The organism is Bengtsoniella intestinalis, assembly GCF_039719005.1.
GTDB lineage: Bacteria > Bacillota > Clostridia > Oscillospirales > Oscillospiraceae > Oscillibacter > Oscillibacter intestinalis.
Window position 1 is genome coordinate 577,387 of sequence record NZ_CP133584.1, and the last position, 18,707, is coordinate 596,093.

Sequence of the window (18,707 nt, forward strand, 5' to 3'; positions counted from 1 at the left end):
GCAAGGGCTGTCCCTACAAAGCACTCCACCGCACCACCCTCCCATACACTCCATTCAGGCACACCAAAGAAATCTCACCATCTGCCTCGACCACTGCAACAGGGCGTAGCCCGAATGGCAACACAGAGACAAATTCAGGTCTGCAAGTGCCGGTCAAACAACCGATGCACCCCTGTGATGAACCCTCGTAAAAGCTCTTTTTTGTCACTTGTCCGCAGACACTGTGACAAAAATCATTTTTTCGGTTCCTTTTTTTCGACAAAAAAAGGAACGCCCCTGCGGCAGCAGAAACTCTTTCCTACCAAGGAGGTATATTTATGATTACCATTTCCAACCTATCCAAGCAATATTTCGGTGGCAACCAAGCCCTCACCGATATGAACTTAACCCTGCCCCGTGGGGAAATCGTGGGGATTTTCGGAGAAAACGGCGCTGGCAAAACCACGTTAATGAAGTGCGTGTTCAATTTCATGAAATACGACGGCACCATCACCTTAGACGGCGAACCCATCACCCATAAAAACATCGAAACCCTGTCGTTTGCCACCTGTGAACACTCCTTTTTCTCCCACCTCTCCCCTGCTGACCACCGTGACTTTTATGCACGGAACTTTCCCAAGTTTCGTGGCAAGCGATTCGATGCCCTCATGACCTTTTTTGAGCTACCCACTGACCGTCACATTGGCAAATTCTCCGTAGGTCAGCAAAACCAATTCGAAGTCATCTGCGCCCTGAGCCAAGGGGCGGACTACATTTTCATGGACGAGCCCTTCGCTGGTAACGATGTCTTTAACCGTGAGGATTTCTACAAGGTGCTTCTAGGGATTTTAGAGCCCACCGAAACCGTCATCCTCTCCACCCATCTCCTAGAAGAAGTGGAGCATTTCATCTCCCGTGCCGTCCTCATTCGCAAGGGCACCATCCTCCAGGATGTGCAAATGAGTGATTTGGAGGACAATGGCAAAACCTTGATGCAATTCGTCAAGGAAAGCTACGCCTACCAATCTGACCGCGTCAGCCGTGCATTAGATGCGTTGACGGAGGACACCCAATGAAGAAAAAACACCACGGCCTCCTCACCATGGCTCTTACCGCCCTCTTGACCGTCACCGCCTTGACCATCACCGTCACCATCTATGCCCAGCGTGACCAAGTGGTGATGACGGAGGAGATTGTCTACGGCGATAAAGCGCTGGTGTCCGATGTACTGCTGACCCACCACACCACCATGGGTGGCAGTCTGGTCTGGCACACCACCGTGCCATTGTGGGACATGACCCAAGCCAACACCGACTTTCAGGCCAGTCGCACTTATATCGACAGCCCCAGCCAAAGTAGCGGCAATATGGAAGTGGATTTCATCCTCAATCTGGGGGGAGTACCTCTGGTACCTATGATTTCACCGACCCAGAGGACAACATGAGCAGTTTTCCCATAGAAATGCTCCAAGATGTGGCCAGTCGTGCACCCCTCAACAGCACTTACACCGAAACTGTCCGTGTGGCGGACTACGGCGATGTTTACACCCCTGAAATCTTCGTAAATTTCCCTGACGGCTCCATGAAAGGTTACTACTATTTCTCTCGCTACGCAGCGGAGGACAGCGGATTGACGGACTATTTCTCCATGCCCATCAGAGACAATGACATGGCCACCGTCACCATGACCTCTGACGGTTTGGGTGTCCATGAAATCAACTTAGCGTTGCTAGACGACAGTGGTTTCAAATGGCAACGTAGCACGGTGTTCAACGGCACCGATGGATTTTATGTGGCCATGTCCGATGAAAACAGCACCACCATCCACTCCATCATCTTTGCCATTCCAGAGGATGGCGACACCGTGAAAGTGGCTTCTATGGAAGCAGTGCTAACCCTGCCAGATCCTTTGGACGGGCAAGGACTGGTGAAGCGAGAGAATCAAAACCAACTGCTCATCTTCACCTTGGGCACCATTTATATCTTCGACATGGACACCCACACCGTCTCCCAAACCATTGACACAGAGGGCTTTGAAGGTTGGGATGTGGAGCAAGGAGACGACTATTTCGTCTTCCTAAACGGCTACACCTTCCAAGTGTATGCCCAACAAGACGATGGCTACGCTTTGGTGCTGACTGGGGACTATGCCCAGCATTTGGACACCGAAATCGCCAACTATGACAACAATCGCACCATGGTTTACACCCAAGGGCGACTGCTCACTGCTGTGCGAAAATGGTCGTGGGAAGATTCTGACCACTTGACCATATACGTCACCATGAACACCCCTGATGGCTGTGTGTTCACGGGGTGCTACACCTCAAGCTTACAACAAGATAGCCCCGACAACGGTTATATGATTGAAAATTGGGATAGTACAGATTTAGAATTACTGGTGATTTGATTAAAAAAACCGCCCACACCATCTGCGGTGTGGGCGGTTTTGCGTCGCACGCTTACATCCGACGACCAATCCAGTTGAGGACATCGCCAATGACTTCATCTTTGCAATATTCGTTAAAAATCTCGTGGAACAGGTTGCCGTAAATCTTAATTTGACGGTCTTTGGAGGCGATATTTTCAAACAGATATTGACCATCCTTTGGGCTGACCAAACCGTCTTTTTCGCCATGGACAACCAAGAATGGATAGGCGATATTTTGGCTGTTTTCGACAAACCAATCCATACCTTCTTTGATGGCGTAGCACAGGCCAGTGGTAAATACCTTGCCATTCAAGGGGTCTTGCCCATACCATTCCACCACTTCTGCCACAGAGCAAACCCCAGCGCCTAGCTCATTAGGCAATTGCATGTGGGGGTCAAGGCCGTCAGGCACGGCACGAATCAGCCCTGCGAAATCTTGCACCAAGGCACCACTGGCTACCACGCCTTTTAGCTTTTTATCAGGATATTTAGCACAATAGAGCGCCACAGTAAAACCGCCCATACTGTGACCAATCAAAAACACAGGGATGTCTGGATTCTCAGAAATGGCCATGTCCACCACCATATTGGTATCGTCCACCAATTCATTCCAGTCGCTCAAATGTGCGCGTTCCCCTTGGGATTGCCCATGACCACGATGGTCAAAACGATAGGTACCGATGCCTTGTCCATGGAACAAGCTGGCAAAATAATCATAGCGGCCTTGGTGTTCGCAAAGGCCGTGAACAATGACAGCCACCGCCTTGGCATCACTGGGAACTTCCTTGTTTAAAAACAATTGGGTCTGGTCAAACGTAGAAAAGAAACTCATGGTGCGCCTCCCGTAAAAATAAAATTAGTAGCCGTGGATACTTGTTTAAAATATACCATAAATTACAAAATTTTACAAGTAAATTTTGGTTATTATTTTAAATGCTATGAGTCCATCTCAGCAAATACCACTCTCACCATTGCCAATCTTGCTTTTTTCATAATCTGATTGCAATAACTTTCACAGAAAAATATGGTTATTTCTACCATTTTTCCTCCCATGGTCATATTGTATAGGAAAGTTTGCTTTTCTTCTTGGAAAATTTACTCCAATTACCAATCCTTATATTTACAATACAGCATTAGTGTGTTAAACTAAGGTGGTAGTATTTTATACATTTGATTTCTTAAGGAGATGAATACAATGGTAAAGTTATATAATTCTGGAATTTATCTAGTGAACGGGACTGATATTGTCCCTTGCGATGAAAATGTTGCCCATTTACCAAGTCCTGAGGTTGCCAAAAAAGGCACCATGGCCTACTCCATTTTGGAAGCCCACAACACCTCTGGGGATATGAAGAAGCTGAAAATCCGCTTCGATGCTATGACCTCTCATGACATCACCTTCGTGGGCATTGTCCAAACCGCCAAGGCCTCTGGCATGGAGAAATTCCCTGTGCCTTACGTGCTGACCAACTGCCACAACAGCCTATGTGCTGTGGGTGGCACCATCAACGAAGATGACCATGTGTTTGGCCTGTCTGCCGCCAAGAAATACGGTGGCATTTACGTGCCCCCCCACCAAGCCGTCATTCACCAATATATGCGTGAAACCATGGCTGGCTGTGGGCGGATGATTTTGGGTTCCGACTCCCACACCCGTTATGGCGCTCTGGGCACCATGGCCATCGGCGAAGGCGGCGGCGAACTGGTGAAGCAGCTCCTCTGCGACACCTACGATGTGAACTATCCCGACGTGGTTGCCATTTACTTGGACGGCAAGCCCCAACCCGGTGTGGGCCCTCAAGATATTGCCCTTGCCATCATTGGCGCTGTGTTTAAAAACGGCTATGTGAAAAACAAAGTCATGGAATTTGTAGGCCCAGGTGTGTCCTCCATGTACACCGATTACCGCAACGGCGTGGACGTGATGACCACCGAAACCACCTGTTTGACCTCCATTTGGCGCACTGACGACGACACCAAGGCATACTTGGCAAGCCACGGTCGTCTGGATATGTATAAAGAATTGAACCCTGCCGACACCGCCTATTACGACGGCTGTGTGTACGTGGATTTGTCCTCTGTCAAGCCCATGATTGCCCTGCCTTTCCACCCATCCAACGTGTTTGAAATCGACGCTTTGAATGAAAATCTCAGCGACATTTTGCATGCTATCGAAGCCGAAGCCCAAAACTTTGTGGGCGATGCTAAGGTGGACTTCCACATGACCGACAAGATTGTAAACGGCAAGCTGACCGTCCAACAAGGCATCATCGCAGGGTGCGCTGGCGGTACTTATTCCAACATTATGGAAGCCGCTCACATCATGGAAAATGCCAACATTGGCAACGATGAATATACCCTGTCCGTCTATCCTTCCTCCATGCCTGTGTACATGGATTTGGTGAAAAAAGGCGCCATCTCCACCCTCATGTCTTGTGGCGCTGTGCTGAAAACTGCTTTCTGTGGCCCTTGCTTTGGCGCTGGCGACACCCCTGCCAACAACGCCTTCAGCGTTCGCCATACCACTCGTAACTTCCCCAGCCGTGAAGGGTCTAAGCCTGGTGTGGGTCAACTGTCTGCGGTTGCTCTCATGGACGCACGCTCCATTGCCGCCACCTCTGCCAACGGTGGTGTGCTCACCTCTGCCACAAAATACGCCGATGGCTATGTGGTGCCAGACTACGTCTACGACGATGCCGCTTACAAGGCTCGTGTGTTCCAAGGCTACCAAGCCCCCGTCCAAGGTGCTGATTTGCAATATGGACCCAACATCAAGGATTGGCCTGAAATGTCTGCCCTCACCGACAACATTTTGCTGAAGGTCTGCTCCAAGATTATGGACGACGTCACCACCACTGACGAGCTGATTCCCTCTGGCGAAACTTCTTCTTACCGCTCCAATCCCCTTGGCCTTGCAGAGTTTACCCTGTCTCGCCGTGACCCTCAATATGTGGGTCGCTCCAAGGTGGTGGACAAACTGGAAAAAGCCCGTGTGGCTGGCGATGCACTGCCTGAATTGGCTGAACTTTACGCCCAAATCGCTACCATTTCCCCCGATGTTGCATCTAGCGACATCGAAATCGGTAGCATGATTTACTGCAAAAAGCCCGGTGACGGCTCTGCCCGTGAACAGGCCGCTTCTTGCCAACGTGTGATCGGTGGTCTGGCCAATATCTGCGAAGAATATGCCACCAAACGCTACCGTTCCAACGTGATGAACTGGGGCATGATTCCCTTCCAAATGGTGGCCATGCCCGAGTTTGAAGTGGGCGATTACATCTACATTCCCAATATTAAGCACGCCATCGACAACGATATGTCTAGCATCAAAGCCTATGTTTTGGGTGAAACTGTCAAGGAAATCACCTTGTACATCGCTGACATGACCGACGATGAAAAGTCCATCGTCAAAGCAGGCTGCTTGATCAACTACAACCGCAACCGGTAAGCCGATTTATTTAAAAAACGAGGTATTCACCTATGTTACATGACATTGCCCCCCTGACTTTTTCCAATGTATTTGCCATCAAAACCCCAAAAGACACGGATTTGGTGTTTATTTTCAAAAACGGACAACCCTTGCTTTATCGCCAATGTGACCAATTGGTGGTACCCACCTATGCCGTGATTCAGCCACAGTTCCCCCATTCTTTGCACCGTGCTACCTATCTTTGCTCTGTTGGGGATACTGATGGATTTTTGATTGCCGACAGTGAAGAAATCGAGACAGAAAACAACCTTGTTTTAGAAGACTTACCTGCCTTTTCCTTAGAAAGTATTCGCTTTTTCCGTACTATTGTCCCCTCTTGGCATGGTCACATGGGGGTCACGGCCAACCACCTACATATGTGGTATAAAACCAATCGTTTTTGCGGTGCTTGCGGCAGCAAAATGGAACCATCTACCAAAGAACGCAGTATGGTTTGCCCTGACTGTGGGTTCACTGATTACCCCAAAATCTGCCCTGCGGTGATTGTGGCAGTGAAAAATGGCAACCGTCTATTGCTGACCAAATATGCCAACCGTGCCTTCACACGCTATGCCTTAATTGCAGGTTTTTGCGAAATTGGGGAGACGGTGGAACAAACCGTCCATCGAGAAGTGATGGAAGAGGTGGGGCTCAAGCTGAAAAACCTTACCTACTACAAATCCCAACCTTGGGGTTTTAGCGAAAGCTTACTTTTCGGCTTCTATGCCGACTTGGATGGCGACAGCGCCATCACCCTAGACCAAGAGGAATTGGAAGTGGGACAATGGTTTGAGCGTGAAGACATTCCTGCTGACACAGAAAACGCTCTCAGCCTTACCTATACCATGATGCAAGCTTTTAAAAACGGTGAAATTCAATAAAAAAAAGATCCCCCAGCGGTCGGATTTATCCCCAACCGCTGGGGGATCTTTTGCTATGGTTTATTTCCCTTGGCTTAACTTGGCAAAAGCAGCATTGCTCACTTCGTCCAACTTGACAATCACCCCTTGGTCTAAGGCTGCCAAAGATGCGTCATTATCGTTAATTGCCTTATTTTTACTGCTTACAGCTCAAGAAAATATACCCTTGTGATATATCCCTAAATTTGCTATAATAATTGCGATTATTATATTTGATTTTAGCCCTCGCCCGAAGACGGGCGAGATGGCAATGATACCATAAACACATAATCGGTTGTGATTCACTGGAGATTTACTTGTGTTTATGCTATAATAAGCACAATCCTATTGCTATCCTTCACAATCCCTCGCCTCTTTTAACCGCTACTGAACATGGTATTACTGCCAAGGAGACCTTATGAAAAAAATTTTCGAACCCCAAACCACGCTTTCACCTCGCCCCTTTTTTGCGCCATGAATATGAAACGACTCCCTCTGTGGGTGGTGGTGTTCTGGCTGGCACTGTGGCAGGTGATGAGCATGGTGGTGGGCTATGACATTTTATTGCCTTCTCCCCTGTTGACGTTGCAAAAGCTGTGGGTTTTGCTCCAGCAATCTGTTTTTTACCTATCCATCGCCTCCACTTTAGGGCACATCACCCTCGGCTTCATCTCTGCTATCTGCGTCAGTGTTGTGCTGGCTGTGGCGTCTCACCGCTGGCTGTGGTTCTGCCAATTGGTAACCCCTGTGATTCTGGTTGCTAAATCCGTGCCAGTGGCCTCGTTTATCATCTTAATCCTCATCTGGTTCTCCTCATCCACACTGTCGGTGACCATCGCCTTTATCATGGTGCTCCCCATTGTCTACACCAATGTGCTCACCGCCATCGGTCAGCTTGACCCAGATTTAGAGGAAATGGCATCTATGTTTGCCTTAACCACCTATGCCAAAGTACGCTATGTGCGTCTACCTCAAATCATGCCCTACTTTCGCTCTGCCACTTTGGTGGGGCTGGGACTCAGCTTCAAAGCTGGCATTGCCGCAGAAATCATTGGTCTGCCAAAAAACTCCATCGGTGAACAGCTCTACAGCGCCAAACTGTACATCGACACACCCAATGTGTTTGCGTGGACGGTGGCCATTGTGGTGGTGAGCTATTGGTATGAAACATTATTTGCCAAAGGCCTAGATGCCTTGTGCGCACAGCTAGAATCGGCGAGGTGGACGCTATGATTACTGTCAAAAACCTCACCAAATCCTATCAAGGACAGGTGGTACTTCACGATTTTAATGCCACCTTCCAAACAGGGCTACTCACCTGCGTGCTGGGTGCCTCTGGCATCGGTAAAACCACCTTACTGCGCCTGCTCATGGGTCTTGAATCCCCTGACAGCGGCACCATTTTAGGGCTAGATGGATTGCGCCCAAGCGTGGTGTTTCAAGAGGATCGGCTATGCCAAGGGCTCACCTTGGAAACCAATCTACTCCTGCCCCACATCCATAAGCCCAGTCCGTTGACCCTGTCCACCTTGCAACAAGGGCTACAAGCCTTGGATTTGAGTGGAAACGAACACAAACTGGTGCAACAGTTATCAGGCGGCATGATGCGGCGCACAGCACTGTTACGAGCCCTGCTCATCCCCTTTGATATTTTATTTTTAGACGAGCCTTTTAAAGGCTTAGACGGCGAAACCAAGATAAAAACCATGGACTATCTCAAGGCTCAAACCCAAGGAAAAACCGTCATTTGCATCACCCATGACCCCAGTGAAGTATCCTATTTGAACCCCCAAAATATTTTGCATATTCCATCCCAGCAGAACGGAGATTTCTCATGACAAAACCCTTGCAAAACATAACACTCATCGGTATGCCCGGCTCTGGTAAAAGCACAGTGGGTGTGCTTCTGGCCAAGGCATTGGGCTTTGGCTTTTTAGACACAGACTTGGTGATTCAGCACCGCGAAAACACCAAACTTCAAACCTTGGTCGACACCCTTGGGGTGGACGGCTTTTTAGACATTGAGCAAGCCGCCATCCAAACAGTGGATTGCATCCATCACGTGGTTTCCCCGGTGGCAGCGTGGTCTGTCGCCATGAGGCCATTTCTCATCTAAAAACCTTAGGCCCTGTGGTCTATTTAGATGTGCCTCTGCCTGAGCTATTGCGCCGCATCCAAAACCTCTCCACCCGTGGCATCGCCATGAAACCTAGCCAGTCTTTAAAAGACGTGATGGCTCTGCGTGAACCCTTGTACCACCAATATGCCGACATCGTCCTCCCCTGCCACGCTAGCCAAAGCCTAGAAGACACGGTAGAAGCGGTGCTCATTGCCTTAAAAAGGAAGGGTATTAATATGTATGTAGAATACATCGTCAAAGACATCCGCGGCGACTATGCTATTTTAGTGGACAACCAAGGTAACGAAAATCCTGTGGCTCTTGCGCTGTTGCCTGCCGCCATCGATTTGGGGCAAACCATCGCATGGGAAAACTTTGAATACCGCATTTTATAAAAACCCCCAATTGTCGATAAAACAGCAGTGGCAATATTTTTTAGGAAACCACGCCCTCGTAGCTCCGTACCAAATCTCACGAAGTAGAATTTAGATTATAAGAAAAAATCCGAAGTAGATAAATCTACTTCGGATTTTTTGGTGGAGATTAGCGGGATCGAACCGCTGACCTCTACACTGCCAGTGTAGCGCTCTCCCAGCTGAGCTAAACCCCCACATATTGTGGTTTGCAGTATGCCGTGACTACCACTGCTCTGCAGAACAATATGGATTATAGCAGTTTATCCGTTGCTTGTCAATACTTATTTTGCAAGTAATCCAATAATTTTAATAGCGATATCAAACCTCACAAAACCATCAACAAACAATCTAACCCCCTCAAATCTTTTGTATATAATCACGAAAGTAATCGACTTACGCATAAAAAACATAGTGCTTCCTATGAACTTTGACCACTATCAATATTTTCTACTTGATTTTCCGCAACAACGTATGTATACTACAAACAGAAAATATATTGCGCAACATTAGCTAATAGGAGAAATCAAAATGAAACTGGTCTTAATTGGTGCGCCTGGCGCTGGCAAAGGCACACAGGCAAGAAAATTGCTACAAAAATATAGTTTGGCTTACATAGCCACAGGGGATATGCTCCGAGAAGAAGTGGCTCAAAAAACCGATTTAGGACGACAAGTGGAAGAAATTATGCACGCTGGTGGCTTGGTTTCAGACCATCTGATCATCCAAATCGTAGACCATCGCATCCAAAAAGATGACTGCAAAGAAGGCTTTATTTTAGACGGCTTTCCTCGCACCGTGGTGCAAGCCCAAGAGTTAGACAAACTGGTGGGCACGTTGGATGCCGCCATTTACCTGCAAGTAGAAGATGCTGTGTTGCTAGAGCGCCTATGTGGGCGACAAACCTGTAGCCACTGTGGCGCCACCTACCATCAAATCACCCTTCCTTCTAAGGTTAGCGGCATTTGCGATGAATGCGGCCACGCTCTGATGCAACGCAAAGACGACACCATGGAAGCTGGCGCTGTGCGCCTTGCCACCTTCCACAGTCAAAGCGCACCCTTGGAAGATTACTATCGAGAAAAGAATCATTTGGTCACCGTCAATGGCCTGCAAGATGCCGACGCTGTGTTCCAAGATATTTGCCAAGGCATTGAAAGACTCTAATACCATTAAAAACAAAACCACCGTATTTCGACGGTGGTTTTGTCTTTTGTCAGCCAACCTTACCATAGTTTTAGGAATAGAACATCTCCAAAACATACTCAGCCATATCACCCAAAGAACCATAGCTACTACTGCTAGTAGCGGTGGTAGTAGATGTATCGAAGTTGTAATCTCCTTCACTATAATAATTGCTACCAGTGGCATAGTCGATGGCGATATCGGGCTGTGCGTTATAACAATAGACATTAAACTGGACGCCAGCACCGTTATCTTCAACAGAATACGCCTCCATCTGCACGCCATTGGCAACTAGGTTCTGACCGTCAAAATAAGGCGTGACACGATAGAGCACATGGTTTCCAGTTTCGTCTATGTAGGCGGCCACTTCATTTTCAAACGGAAGCATACCCTCCACATTGAACGCACGTGTGCCTGTGATGAGATTCAATTCATTGGCATTTTCGCCAGTCAGTTGGAAGCCTATCAGGTGAGAACGATTATATAGATACCCACCATCTACATTATCATAAGCCCCTTGCACCCACCCTGTGGGATAGACGCTAGAAATGCTCTCTCTATCTTCAGTGGGCATCAGATCAGTGCTGATACACGCATAAACCACACCACAACGACCCAAATAGTCTAGTTCAGAATAGTATTCAAAGGATGTGGTGGTCCAATCCTCTTCGGTAAAAGTAGGTACATTGTCGTCCAAATAAATGTAGGGAGCGCCCTCATAAGCAGGCAAATCCACCAATGTGGATGTGGAGGTAGTGGTTTCTGGTTGCAGATAAATGGTTGCTGCCATGGCCACAAGGGCGCAAATTAACGCAATAACTTTTTTAGCTGAAAAGCCACTTTTTTTAGATTTAGATCTTCTGGATTTAGTTGCCATATAAATACCCCTTCATGAATCATGTCTGTTTATACTTCTTAAGATTGCAATCTCCAAAATGTCTGCAATGGCGATTTCTTTGCCATTTGTTAGCACCAATCGATGCCATACAGCGTCGATTTTTTTCACTCTGCCTTTTTCCGTCACATAGGCACCGCCCTCTTTGCGTGGGTCGGGGATGAAACATGTGACCGTCACTTCTAGCTGTTCTGCCAGTCGGCTTTGGATGATTTGGATGCACCCAGCTATCTCCATGGCAGCATCCTCCGATAACTCCAACCGTTCTTGGGTGATGCGTGCCACTTCTTGGGTGCCTTCCGTATGTCCTGCCAAGGCGGCAAAGGGTGCAAACTGTGCCGCCCGATCCCACAGTGACATGGGGGCATGGGTGGTGGAACGAGGGCGAGGTGCATGGAGAATGGCGGCATATTTATCGTTCATGTCTTGGTTCATGCTTTGTGCCCCCCAATCTGGCGATTCCGATCCATGGCGGTGGCGCCGTCCATCAGGCTACTGCCACGGAGGATGGCATTTTTGCCGTATTTGACTTGGATTTTTTGAATGGCAGCTTGTTTCTGTTCTTCGTGGGCATCCTGCGCCTTGCGTTGCTCTTTGTCCTCTAAAATGCCGAACAAATCCGTTTGCTCATACGCTACCTGCTGGCTGATTTCTTGACCTTCTTCCGTCGTAACCAATCCATCCACGCTTAAATTCATCCGTCGCACCAACAGCTTGGGATTGACAATCTCATCATACAATGCCAACACTGCCTTGGTAATCACGGTTGCCAGATGGGTATATCGCTCCAATTTGGCAGCACCTTTCCCGTGCTTGGGAATGCTTCGCCCATAGGCGTCTTTGGTGACAGTACCACGGTAGTCCCCAGTCAGACTGTCACGGTCATAGCCAATTTGCAAGGTGACATGGTTGGTCATAAATCCTTTGGTCATTAAATCTAGTGCCAACCTGTCAGCCATTTCCCCCACTACAATACGGGCTTTTTCTGTATCGTAAGCGCAGTGAAGCACCTGTCCCGACGCTAGACTTTTGGTGCGTGGTTTATACTCTTTGATGTGGTGCATCTGGCAGGGCTCCCAACCCCATGCGTGGTCAATGAGCAACTCTGCATTGATGCCAAACAGGTCATAGAGCAATTTTTCGTTGTAATATTCCGTGGGTTTCCCCACAGAGCACAGGGCAATGTCACCCATGGTGTGCATCCCTTTTTCAGCCAATCGCTTGGCATAGCCACGCCCCACTCGCCAAAAATCAGTGATGGGCTGATGGCTCCACAGCTCACGGCGATAGCTGTCCTCATCCAACTCAGCAATGCGGACACCGTCTTCGTCTGGTGGCGTCTTTTTTGCCATAATATCCATGGCGATTTTCGCCAGATAGAGGTTGGTTCCTAGCCCTGCTGTAGCGGTGACACCAGTTTCGTTGTACACCTCTTGAATCAAAGTTTTCGCCAGTTGATGGGCGGTCATGCCATAGGTTTCTAGGTAGGGGGTGACGTCCATAAACACTTCATCAATGGAATAAACGTGGATGTCCTGCTGGGAAATATACTTCAAATAGCAGGCATAGACACGGTGACTATATTCCAAATAGTGGGCCATTCTGGGCGGTGCCACAATGTACCCAAGTGCCATATTGGGATTTTCGGACAACGTGAGGCTGTCGGTGGATTCCCCCTCTAGTTTGCCCGATAGGTATTTTCGCTGTGCATTTACCTCTTTCACACGCTGTACCACTTCAAACAATCTGGCTCGCCCAGAGATGCCGTAGGCTTTGAGGCTAGGGGTCACAGCCAAACAAATGGTCTTTTCCGTGCGAGACAAGTCAGCCACCACAAGATTGGTGGTCATAGGGTCAAGCCCACGCTCCAAACACTCCACGGACGCGTAAAAAGACTTCAAATCAATACATAAATAGGTACGTTGCAACAGACCCTCCCCCTCTCTCGTTGTGGAACATCTGTTCTCATTATAAGGCAAGTGTGATGATTTTGCAAGTGGTAATTTTTCTGATATTGGGTTGTATTGAATGCCACTCATACCACTTTCATCATTTTGGGGTTACACATAAAATTCCTCTCCAGTATTCAAGCAAATGCACCCCAACACGCCCCCAAACCCTGCACCGCAGTCCATGGCAATATGTCCATTGTTTTGATAGATACGGTCTACATGATGACCGTCAATATTACGGGTGGGGGTGTGGCCTGTCATAATCATTTTGTCATCAAAATACCGCCTCCCATAGTCGATGCGATGCCAAATCAGCTCATCGGCAGTGTAATCATCCATCTCTTTATCAGGGGCAAAATTTTCAAGTCCTCCGTGTACCAGCAAATACGTTTGACCATTGATTTCAAATTCTTCATAGAGCGGTAATTCTTCCAGATACGCTAAGACAGCCTCTTTGTCAGGTTGCGACAGCTTAGAGAATCCGTCCAACGTCGCTTGCCCACCCAGATTGTAAAGCCATTCCACTAGCATATCCGTGGTGGCAGCCTCTAGATTTGCAATACTCTCCTCGGTGATTTCTTGCCCCAGCACTTCTAGACAAGCCAAAGCAATTTGCTCATGGTTACCCAACAGCATAAACACATTATCGCGCCCCATGATATCCATTAAAATTTTGATTCCTTGTGACCCACGGTCTATCACATCACCCAAGATAACAAGGGCATCTTTTGAGGACAAATTGATTTTCTCTAAAAGTACCGTGTATTTCGTGTAATCGCCATGAAGATCCGCCGTAACATAAATCATCGTACAACCTCTTTTCAACTGATTGCTGCCTTATTATAAATCGATATCATTGCCATAACTTCGCTCTGCGAAGATGCCTAAAATCAAATATAATAATCATTTTACGATTATTATATCATAAACATAAGTAAATCTCCAGTGAATCACAACCGATTATGTGTTTATGGTATCATTGCCAACTCTGGATTGAACGTTGAATTATCGTTGAATTATCAGGCAAATCCAAAAACTGAATTTGTCTTAAAAATAGCAAAAAGCCCTTGAAATCTTGGATTTCAAGGGCTTTTTGTGGAGCTTGTGACCCGATTTGAACGGGCGACCTTCTCATTACGAGTGAGATGCACTACCACTGTGCTACACAAGCGCATTACAATCTTTGCAACGATTGATAGTATACCACACACAACCCCTTCGTCAAGCAGGAGTCGCCACCTTTCTCTCAGATTCTTATCCGCTATATACAAATTGTATAATTGCAGGTTTTCTTGCAAAATATTTTTATCTAAATCGTAGATTTTTATCACAACAATCCATCAAACGCATCTGTCAACTCGTAATTTCACCGATATTTTTTATAAAATTTTGGTGATTTTTTGACTTGAAATCCTTCCGCTCTATGAATCTCGACAAAGCGTGTCCCACTGTATTTTTCTTCTGTTTTTCCAATTTACACCAAGTTATCAACACTTTCCACATACTTTTCCACAACGAAACCCTTTTATTTCCAGTTCATTTCAAAAATGCCTTATAAAAAACTGCACTTTTTAAATGAAAATCGTCATCTGTCCCTCTCATCTGACCACTGCCCCTAAATCGCCTTTATTCATTTTGCCAAAGGTTTGTTCCCCGTTCCTTCCCCCAATGTCCATCCCCCTTTCTGCCTCCCCCCAAAATGACGGAACATATAACTTTCTTGCAATTTTAATCATTGGAATATATATCAACCGTCACCGACGCCATGATTCGTGGTGCTGACAAGCGCGAAATGTCTCAAGGCATCCAACGCTCCATGCTCTTTATCTTCACGTTCTTGGTGCTGGCGACGTGCTAGAATTGAAATGAAAAACGGATACCTTCATCAAATGAAGGCATCCGTTTTTCATAGTCCTTGTCGTCGTTCCATCCGTCGCCAGTTGTAATAGCCATACAAATCGTTGAGGAAGAACATCACAAAGCACATCACCATGGTGAAATAAGATGGCTCTTCCCATGTGGCCGCCACCCACAGCCCAATGAGCACCACGTCATTCAAGGCGTAGGCCAAGGCGTAATAAGGGCTACGGCGATAGGTCAAATAGGATGCAGAAAAGCTGGTGGTAATGGATAAGGTGCTCAGTGGTAAGCTAGCGGTTTGAAAATAGGCCAAGATAAAATAAAAACCAAAGGTAACCACAGCCGTCAATGCCACCAGCAGGGCCCAATCCTTTTTGTAAAAGGGCGCTACCTTCACCTCTTGCTTCCCTTGTTCATAAGGGTTTTTCAGCCATGCCACCGCCGCCACCGCGGCCATGGGCACGGTCATGCCCATGTAGGTAATCATTTCCCCATAATAGGCACATTGATAAGAAATATAGCCGTAAATCAGGCCAAAGACAATGGTCAGCAGTTGCCCTAGCACGTGACCTTTGGCCACAAAAATCAGCGCCGTCACCCCAATGAGGGACACCGCCAAATTCAGCGCCGCCACACCGCCTAGCACGGACGATACGCCCACCACCAGCAGTGACACCAGCCACAGTCGTTTTTCAAATGTTGTCAGGGTGTTCATCGGCGTCTCCCCACTGGTTATTTTCATAGTCTAGTTGCCATTGTACCTGTGTTCGGAATGGTTGTCAAGGGTTGTGTAAGATGAAACGGGAGAGGCTTTGCCTCTCCCGTTTCATGTGCGCTTATAAATACAACTGCACCTTGACGAAATCCCCATCAATATACAGCTTCAAATCGCCGTTTTGCAACTGCATCAAGCTTTGGGCAATGTTCAAGCCCAAGCCAGAGCCTTCTGTGCTACGGGCGCTGTCACCACGGACAAACCGCTCCATCAGCTCCTCTGAGGTCATGTTCAGTGGCTCTGCAGAGATATTTTTGATGGCGATTTCAGGGTGCTCTCCACCAGCCACCGTCACATAGACCCGCGTGCTAGGCATGGCATATTTGCAAACGTTGGAAAGCAAATTATCCAGCACACGCCACATCAATTTGCCGTCTGCCATGGCCTTGCATTCCTCTGGCAATTGGGGTACCACGGTGAGAGTTTGGGCAGTGAAATGACCAGCATATTCTGCCAGTGCCTGCTCTACCACTTCCACCAAATCAGTTTCTGCCATGGTGACATTTAAGTTGCCTGTGGAGGCTTTGGACGCTTCCACCAAATCTTCCACCAGCTTTTTCATTTTCATAGATTGACGCTGTAGCAGTTCCAAATACCCAGCATGCTCCTCGTCGGTGTGGTCTGCTTGGAGCAGTTCCACACAGGTGACGATGGAGGTGAGTGGGGTTTTGATATCATGGGAGACGTTTGAAATCAGCTCGGTTTTCATCCGTTGAGATTTCAGCTTTTCGTCTACGGCTAAGCCGATGCCATCCCCAATGGTGTTCAAGGTTTCCCCGTATTTTTTGCAATCAAAATACATACGAGAGGTGTCGATTTTGTCTTTGAATTTGCCTGTTGCCAGCTGTTCTGCCCCAGCTTGTAATCCCTTCATTTGCCATGCAATGGCGCAGACTGCAAGGAGCATCAGCAGGTTATAAAAGGCGAAGATGAGCCAGAAAAACACATTCAAAGTAGAGCACATCCCCAAAAAGCCATTGACTGCAAACACCGCCAACCCAATCACCGCTGTGCGCCAAATGGTGGGCAAGGTGGCAAGGCCTTTGTAGGCTGTGCGCAAACACCATGCCACCATGGTATTGCGCCAAAAGGTGTGAGTTTTAATCCGTGTGACCATGGTTTCCAGTGTTTTTGCCACCAATTCAGCCAGCACCAGAAGGCAAGCGACAACCACCGCCACCATACCCACCATATAGGTAATGTCGCCTTGACGTTCCCATGCGTTGTAGCCACAGCTCACCGCAAAAATAGCTGCAGGAATCCCCACAAAGGCGCACAAAATCAACCACAAATCCGTGGGAATTTTCTCCAGTCCCCCTTGCGTGATGCCCTCTTTGCCTTTGCGATAGCCTGCCACAGTGGCCACCATGCACAGCCCCAACAGCGCCGTGGCAACGGCAATCCCAAAGACCACCCAAATATCAGGGAACAGGCTCCGCATTTGATTGTACATCAGCTCTTGCCCACTGAATTCGTCATTCACCGTGGTGGGGCTTTGCAAGGCACCTTCTATGGTATAGTTGCCATATTTTGCGGTTTCCATAGGCCAATAGAGCCCGTCACCGAAGGTGGATAAAAGCACCTCCCCTGTGGCGTTTTCCGTGATACGGATATTGAAGTTGGTTGCCTCTAGGCTGGCTTGCTCTTGTAAATCCTCCAGAGTATCTTCGATATATTCAGCGGTAACCAGTTCCAATTCTTGGGTATAAATAGAAAATTGTATCGACTCTTCGGACACTTCTTCTTCTGGAAGGACTTCCTCTTGTGCCCATGTTTTGGCGTTTTCCAATCGTGCATTATAGCTCCACAAGGTGTTGCTCACCAAACTGGCATAGGAATCTGTGCCGTAATATTGGCCATTGGTAAAGGTGCCGTTGTCATAACCTAAAACCAGCACTGCACCAGAGGCGGTGGACACCATCAGCGCCAAAATGGTCACAAAATAGATGCAAAACTTTAAAAACCGATTGCTTTTCCACGTTTTCATATACTTTTTCCTTTCTCAATCTTATACCCTTGTCCCCAGACCACTTTTACATACCGTGGCTCTGAGGGGTTCACTTCCAGCTTCTCTCGCAGGTGGCGAATGTGCACCGCCACCGACCCTTCTGTCCCCATAGAAGCCTGCCCCCACACCGCCTCATACAGCGCTTTGGAGGAATAGACCTTGTTGGGGTTTTCCATCAGCAGTTTTAAAATGGCGTATTCTCGCGGGGTCAAGGTGATGGGCTCCCCGTCTAGGGTCACCACCTTTTTGTCGTCATCCAGCGTGATACCACCCACAGTGATGGTGCCTTCTTTTGGCGATGGCATACCCCCCAGCTGGGCATACCGTCGTAGATGGGATTTCACCCGTGCCATCACTTCTGCTGGGTGAAATGGCTTGGTGATATAATCGTCAGCGCCCATGTTGAGCCCCAGTATCAAGTCACTGTCTTCACTTTTAGCCGTCAGCATCAGCACAGGTGCGTTGGAAAATTCTCGTAACTTTGCTGTAGCGGACAGGCCATCTAGTTTGGGCATCATAATATCCATCAAAATCAAATGGATATCTTGCTCTTTTAGTACAACCAAAGCCTCTTCTCCATTGCTGGCAGTTTCAATGTGATAGCCTTCGGCGGTTAAGTATAATTTTAGGGTTGTTGCAATGTCTTTGTCGTCATCGCAGATCAAAATGTTGTACATAGCTTCACCTCACATACATAGAATACCATATTTCGACATTAAGATAAAA

At 47.7% G+C, this 18,707-nt stretch carries 19 protein-coding genes and 2 tRNA genes; 11 read left to right on the plus strand and 10 right to left on the minus strand.

Annotation, left to right across the window (positions count from 1 at the left end; genetic code table 11):
* The first annotated feature begins 317 nt into the window (after positions 1–317).
* From RFF05_RS02930 to RFF05_RS02940, 3 genes are read left to right on the plus strand one after another with little or no spacing between them, the layout of a single operon-like run.
* Positions 318–1,055, plus strand: a complete 738-nt coding sequence (locus RFF05_RS02930; RefSeq protein ID WP_409968938.1) for an ATP-binding cassette domain-containing protein — start codon at positions 318–320, stop codon at positions 1,053–1,055.
* Positions 1,052–1,423: a hypothetical protein gene (locus RFF05_RS02935; protein WP_409968939.1), complete on the plus strand. Its 372-nt coding sequence runs from the start codon at positions 1,052–1,054 to the stop codon at positions 1,421–1,423. Before RFF05_RS02930 ends, RFF05_RS02935 begins: the two co-directional genes overlap by 4 nt.
* Complete coding sequence (locus RFF05_RS02940) at positions 1,420–2,385, plus strand: hypothetical protein (protein WP_409968940.1); 966 nt, start codon at positions 1,420–1,422, stop codon at positions 2,383–2,385. The genes RFF05_RS02935 and RFF05_RS02940 overlap by 4 nt, the downstream gene beginning before the upstream one ends.
* A 52-nt stretch (positions 2,386–2,437) precedes the next feature.
* On the opposite strand, the gene RFF05_RS02945 is transcribed toward RFF05_RS02940, so the two are convergent.
* On the minus strand, positions 2,438–3,238 hold the full coding sequence (locus RFF05_RS02945) for a lysophospholipase (protein WP_409968941.1): 801 nt from the start codon (positions 3,236–3,238) through the stop codon (positions 2,438–2,440).
* 363 nt (positions 3,239–3,601) lie between these two features.
* Here RFF05_RS02945 and RFF05_RS02950 point away from each other — a divergent pair, with 363 nt between their 5' ends.
* The 6 genes from RFF05_RS02950 (at position 3,602) to RFF05_RS02975 (ending at position 9,288) form a co-directional block, all read left to right on the plus strand.
* On the plus strand, positions 3,602–5,854 hold the full coding sequence (locus tag RFF05_RS02950) for a hydratase (RefSeq protein WP_409968942.1): 2,253 nt from the start codon (positions 3,602–3,604) through the stop codon (positions 5,852–5,854).
* 32 nt (positions 5,855–5,886) lie between these two features.
* Entirely contained in the window at positions 5,887–6,756 is an 870-nt protein-coding gene (nudC, locus tag RFF05_RS02955; protein ID WP_409968943.1) for an NAD(+) diphosphatase, read from the plus strand.
* A 498-nt stretch (positions 6,757–7,254) separates the two neighbouring features.
* A complete protein-coding gene (locus RFF05_RS02960) occupies positions 7,255–8,007 on the plus strand; it encodes an ABC transporter permease (protein ID WP_409968944.1) in 753 nt (250 codons plus the stop codon).
* The gene (locus tag RFF05_RS02965) at positions 8,004–8,612 is read left to right on the plus strand and encodes an ATP-binding cassette domain-containing protein (RefSeq protein ID WP_409968945.1); all 609 of its coding nucleotides are present in this window, start codon (positions 8,004–8,006) and stop codon (positions 8,610–8,612) included. Before RFF05_RS02960 ends, RFF05_RS02965 begins: the two co-directional genes overlap by 4 nt.
* Positions 8,609–8,890: a shikimate kinase gene (locus tag RFF05_RS02970; protein ID WP_409968946.1), complete on the plus strand. Its 282-nt coding sequence runs from the start codon at positions 8,609–8,611 to the stop codon at positions 8,888–8,890. The genes RFF05_RS02965 and RFF05_RS02970 overlap by 4 nt, the downstream gene beginning before the upstream one ends.
* Entirely contained in the window at positions 8,824–9,288 is a 465-nt protein-coding gene (locus RFF05_RS02975; RefSeq protein WP_409968947.1) for a shikimate kinase, read from the plus strand. The genes RFF05_RS02970 and RFF05_RS02975 overlap by 67 nt, the downstream gene beginning before the upstream one ends.
* Before the next feature lie 139 nt (positions 9,289–9,427).
* On the opposite strand, the gene RFF05_RS02980 is transcribed toward RFF05_RS02975, so the two are convergent.
* Positions 9,428–9,503: transfer RNA gene (locus RFF05_RS02980), tRNA-Ala, on the minus strand.
* A gap of 334 nt (positions 9,504–9,837) precedes the next feature.
* On the opposite strand from RFF05_RS02980, the gene RFF05_RS02985 reads away from it, so the two are divergent.
* Positions 9,838–10,473 carry an adenylate kinase gene (locus RFF05_RS02985; protein ID WP_409968948.1) on the plus strand — a complete coding sequence of 212 codons (636 nt, stop codon included), beginning with the start codon at positions 9,838–9,840 and terminating at the stop codon, positions 10,471–10,473.
* Positions 10,474–10,543: 70 nt separating this feature from the next.
* On the opposite strand, the gene RFF05_RS02990 is transcribed toward RFF05_RS02985, so the two are convergent.
* The 5 genes from RFF05_RS02990 to RFF05_RS03010 all read right to left on the minus strand — a co-directional run bounded on the left by RFF05_RS02990 (position 10,544) and on the right by RFF05_RS03010 (position 14,509).
* Positions 10,544–11,281, minus strand: coding sequence for a DNA/RNA non-specific endonuclease (locus RFF05_RS02990; RefSeq protein WP_409968949.1), 738 nt, complete (start codon positions 11,279–11,281; stop codon positions 10,544–10,546).
* Between the two features lie 99 nt (positions 11,282–11,380).
* On the minus strand, positions 11,381–11,821 hold the full coding sequence (locus RFF05_RS02995; protein WP_409968950.1) for a hypothetical protein: 441 nt from the start codon (positions 11,819–11,821) through the stop codon (positions 11,381–11,383).
* Positions 11,818–13,317, minus strand: coding sequence for a DNA methylase (locus tag RFF05_RS03000; protein WP_409970066.1), 1,500 nt, complete (start codon positions 13,315–13,317; stop codon positions 11,818–11,820). The genes RFF05_RS02995 and RFF05_RS03000 overlap by 4 nt, the downstream gene beginning before the upstream one ends.
* Before the next feature lie 129 nt (positions 13,318–13,446).
* Positions 13,447–14,145, minus strand: a complete 699-nt coding sequence (locus RFF05_RS03005) for a metallophosphoesterase (RefSeq protein ID WP_409968951.1) — start codon at positions 14,143–14,145, stop codon at positions 13,447–13,449.
* Between the two features lie 289 nt (positions 14,146–14,434).
* Positions 14,435–14,509: transfer RNA gene (locus tag RFF05_RS03010), tRNA-Thr, on the minus strand.
* A 564-nt stretch (positions 14,510–15,073) separates the two neighbouring features.
* Here RFF05_RS03010 and RFF05_RS03015 point away from each other — a divergent pair.
* Complete coding sequence (locus RFF05_RS03015) at positions 15,074–15,196, plus strand: hypothetical protein (RefSeq protein ID WP_409968952.1); 123 nt, start codon at positions 15,074–15,076, stop codon at positions 15,194–15,196.
* Between the two features lie 48 nt (positions 15,197–15,244).
* Here the strand turns inward: RFF05_RS03015 and pnuC are convergent, their stop codons facing one another.
* From pnuC to RFF05_RS03030, 3 genes are all read right to left on the minus strand, one after another.
* Positions 15,245–15,940 carry a nicotinamide riboside transporter PnuC gene (gene pnuC, locus RFF05_RS03020; RefSeq protein ID WP_409968953.1) on the minus strand — a complete coding sequence of 232 codons (696 nt, stop codon included), beginning with the start codon at positions 15,938–15,940 and terminating at the stop codon, positions 15,245–15,247.
* 94 nt (positions 15,941–16,034) lie between these two features.
* Positions 16,035–17,960: a sensor histidine kinase gene (locus tag RFF05_RS03025; protein WP_409968954.1), complete on the minus strand. Its 1,926-nt coding sequence runs from the start codon at positions 17,958–17,960 to the stop codon at positions 16,035–16,037.
* Positions 17,957–18,658, minus strand: coding sequence for a response regulator transcription factor (locus RFF05_RS03030; protein ID WP_409968955.1), 702 nt, complete (start codon positions 18,656–18,658; stop codon positions 17,957–17,959). Before RFF05_RS03030 ends, RFF05_RS03025 begins: the two co-directional genes overlap by 4 nt.
* Between the last annotated feature and the right edge of the window lie 49 nt (positions 18,659–18,707).